Source organism: Caballeronia sp. (genome assembly GCF_028292365.1).
In the GTDB taxonomy this organism is placed as follows: Bacteria; Pseudomonadota; Gammaproteobacteria; order Burkholderiales; family Burkholderiaceae; genus Caballeronia.
In genome coordinates this window covers 1-2732 of the sequence record NZ_JAQGMM010000142.1, presented here as the reverse complement: position 1 = coordinate 2732, position 2732 = coordinate 1, and the positions used below count along the sequence as shown (strand labels likewise).

Sequence of the window (2732 nt, the reverse complement as noted above, 5' to 3'; positions counted from 1 at the left end):
GGGGATCTATCGGTCGCAACGCGGATTCGGCGCGCCGGGTCCGAAGCGCACGCGCATGCAGACCACGCCCGCGCCGCACGAAGGGCTGGGTGTTGCGCAATACGCGTGGAGCACGTCGCCGTTGCGTCGCTACGTTGACTTGGTCAATCAATGGCAGTTGCTCGCATGCGTTCGGCACGGCGTGACGGCTGCGCTTGTCGCGCCGTTCAAGCCGAAAGACGCTGATCTGTTCGCTGTTGTTCAGGGTTTCGATGACCAATATTCCGCGTATGCCGATTATCAACGGCGCATGGAGTACTTCTGGTGCCTGCGCTGGCTGAAGCAGGAGGGCAAGAAGCACGTGGCGGCGTCGGTGGTGAAAGACGATCTCGTGCGCCTCGATGAAATCCCGTTGATGCTGCATGTGCCCGGTCTTGGCGTGCACGCGCGTGGAACGAAGGTGATGCTGGATGTGATGAGTCTCGATGAACTCACGGTCGAAGCGTCGTGCCGTTTGCTGCATGTGATCGATGCGCCTGCTCCGACGTCGGCGCAAGACGCAGAGGCGCAGCAGGACGAGGCCGAAGAAGAGTTGATCGAAGCGGAAGATTTGAGCGCCGAGAGCGAAGCTGAGGCGCAGGCGGAAGCGGTGCGTGAAGGTGCCGCGCCGGAAGGCGAACCTGCCACGGACGGAGAACCTGCCACCGACGAACCCGCTGGCGAAAGCACGCCCGACACGACGGAGCCTACGCGATGACTTCGGGCTTGGTGTCTCGGGACCAGTATGCGGTGATCGGCAATCCGGTTGCGCATAGCAAATCGCCGTGGATCCACGCGCGTTTTGCTGAGCAGACTGGCGAGGCGATTGAATACGGGCGCGTGTTGGGAACCATCGGCGCATTCGCCGACGATGTCCGCGCGTTTGTCGAATCCGGCGGTCGTGGCATGAACGTGACAGTGCCGTTCAAGCTCGACGCGCATGCCTTCGCCACAACGCTCACGCCGCGCGCCGCTGCCGCGGGCGCGGTGAACACACTGGGGTTCAACGCTGATGGCGTGCTCGGCGACAACACCGACGGAGTGGGCCTTGTCCGCGATATCGAAGGAAATCTGGGCGTTGGTTTGAAGGGCGCGCGCGTGTTGTTGCTGGGCGCGGGCGGCGCGGCGCGCGGTGTCGTGCTGCCCCTGCTGGATGGCGGCGTGGCGGCGCTGACGATAGCTAATCGGACGGCATCGAAGGCGCAGCAACTCGTCAATCATTTCTCCGATGCCGCCCACGCCGCGCATGTGCGTTTCTCCGGCGGTGCTGCGGATTGCGTGGAAGCGGGTCCCTACGATGTCATCGTCAACGCGACGGCTGGCAGTCTCGACGACTCGCTGCCTGATTGTGATAACGGTTCGTTCGGCCCTGGCACGCTCGCCTACGACATGATGTATAGCGCGCAGCCGACCGTGTTCATGCGCCACGCGGAAAGCCTCGGCGCGCGTTCGGCGGACGGCCTCGGGATGCTCGTCGAACAGGCGGCCGAATCGTTTTTCCTGTGGCGCGGGGTGCGCCCGGACAGCGGTGCTGTGCTGCGCGCGTTGCGGCTGGAGTTATCGGCGAAGGTTTAGTTGAGCGCGTGGTTTCGCGCGACGTTGCGTTCCGATTCGTTCCAAATAGAAGAAGCACGATGACAAGAACAAAATCGCCCGTTCGTCTCGGGCCGGCTCGGTGGATTGTCTACGGCATCTCGGTCATGGCGATTGCCGCCATTGCCACGCAGGTCTACTTCTTCGCGATGGTCGGGATTTATACGGTCGTCAATCCCTCATCGACGGCGTTCATGCGTTCGGACGCATGGCGGCTTGCGCAGGATCGCCCCGATCTTTCTATTCAGCGCACGTGGATTCCGTACGACCAGATTTCGCGCAACCTGAAGCGCGCGATCATTGCGTCCGAGGACGCGAACTTCGTCAATAACAACGGTTACGAAACCGACGCCATCCTGCAGGCCTGGGAGAAGAATAAGGCGCGCGGCAAGATTGTCGCGGGCGGTTCGACTATCTCGCAGCAACTGGCGCGTAATCTGTTTTTATCGCGGGAAAAGAGTTATGTGAGGAAGGCGCAGGAGCTTGTCATCACATCGATGCTCGAACTCTGGATGGACAAGGAACGCATCTTCGAGATCTACCTGAACTCCGTGGAGTGGGGCAACGGCGTGTACGGCGCGGAAGCGGCGGCGCACTACTACTACAAGACGACGGCATCGAAACTGACCGCGTGGCAATCGGCGCGGCTCGCCGTAATGTTGCCGAGACCGAAATACTTCGATGAACATCGCGGGTCCGCTTATTTGTCGCAGCGGGCAGGGGTGATTGCGCGGCGGATGGGGGCGGCGGAATTGCCGCATTGAAGGGCGTTGGCGAACCGGTTGCGCTGTTTGTGCGCGAGCCCAGCTTTCGCCAAGCATTGATACGCCGGAACATCTATGGCCGGAACATCTATGAATTAAAAAGACGTGATCCGGAAGCTGGAAGCGGATGGATGGAGCTTGATCAGGACAAAAGGAAGTCACCACCACTTTAAACACCCTACAAAACCAGGGCTGGTGACTGTCCCGCATCCGAAGCACGACCTTCCACAAGGGACGTTGAGAAGCATCCTGAAATCGGCTGGCTTATAAGGGCATGGTGAAAGATATGGAATTTCCCGTTGCGATTCATAAAGACAAAGGCAGTGTGTACGGCGTGATCGTGCCGGACATTGCCGG

At 60.7% G+C, this 2732-nt stretch carries 4 protein-coding genes; all 4 read left to right on the top strand.

All coding sequences use genetic code 11. The annotated features are described in order from the left end of the window. Nucleotides 1-736 (top strand): RNB domain-containing ribonuclease (locus tag JWR14_RS08875; protein ID WP_299704653.1); only part of this gene is annotated, 736 nt, incomplete at its 5' end. Further along, nucleotides 733-1593 carry a shikimate dehydrogenase gene (gene aroE / locus JWR14_RS08870; RefSeq protein WP_299704650.1) on the top strand — a complete coding sequence of 287 codons (861 nt, stop codon included), beginning with the start codon at nt 733-735 and terminating at the stop codon, nt 1591-1593. The genes JWR14_RS08875 and aroE, both read left to right, overlap by 4 nt. Before the next feature lie 59 nt (nt 1594-1652). Next, on the top strand, nt 1653-2375 hold the full coding sequence (gene mtgA / locus JWR14_RS08865) for a monofunctional biosynthetic peptidoglycan transglycosylase (RefSeq protein WP_299704647.1): 723 nt from the start codon (nt 1653-1655) through the stop codon (nt 2373-2375). A gap of 105 nt (nt 2376-2480) precedes the next feature. Beyond that, entirely contained in the window at nt 2481-2645 is a 165-nt protein-coding gene (locus JWR14_RS08860) for a type II toxin-antitoxin system HicA family toxin (protein WP_299704643.1), read from the top strand. Nucleotides 2646-2732 lie beyond the last annotated feature (87 nt).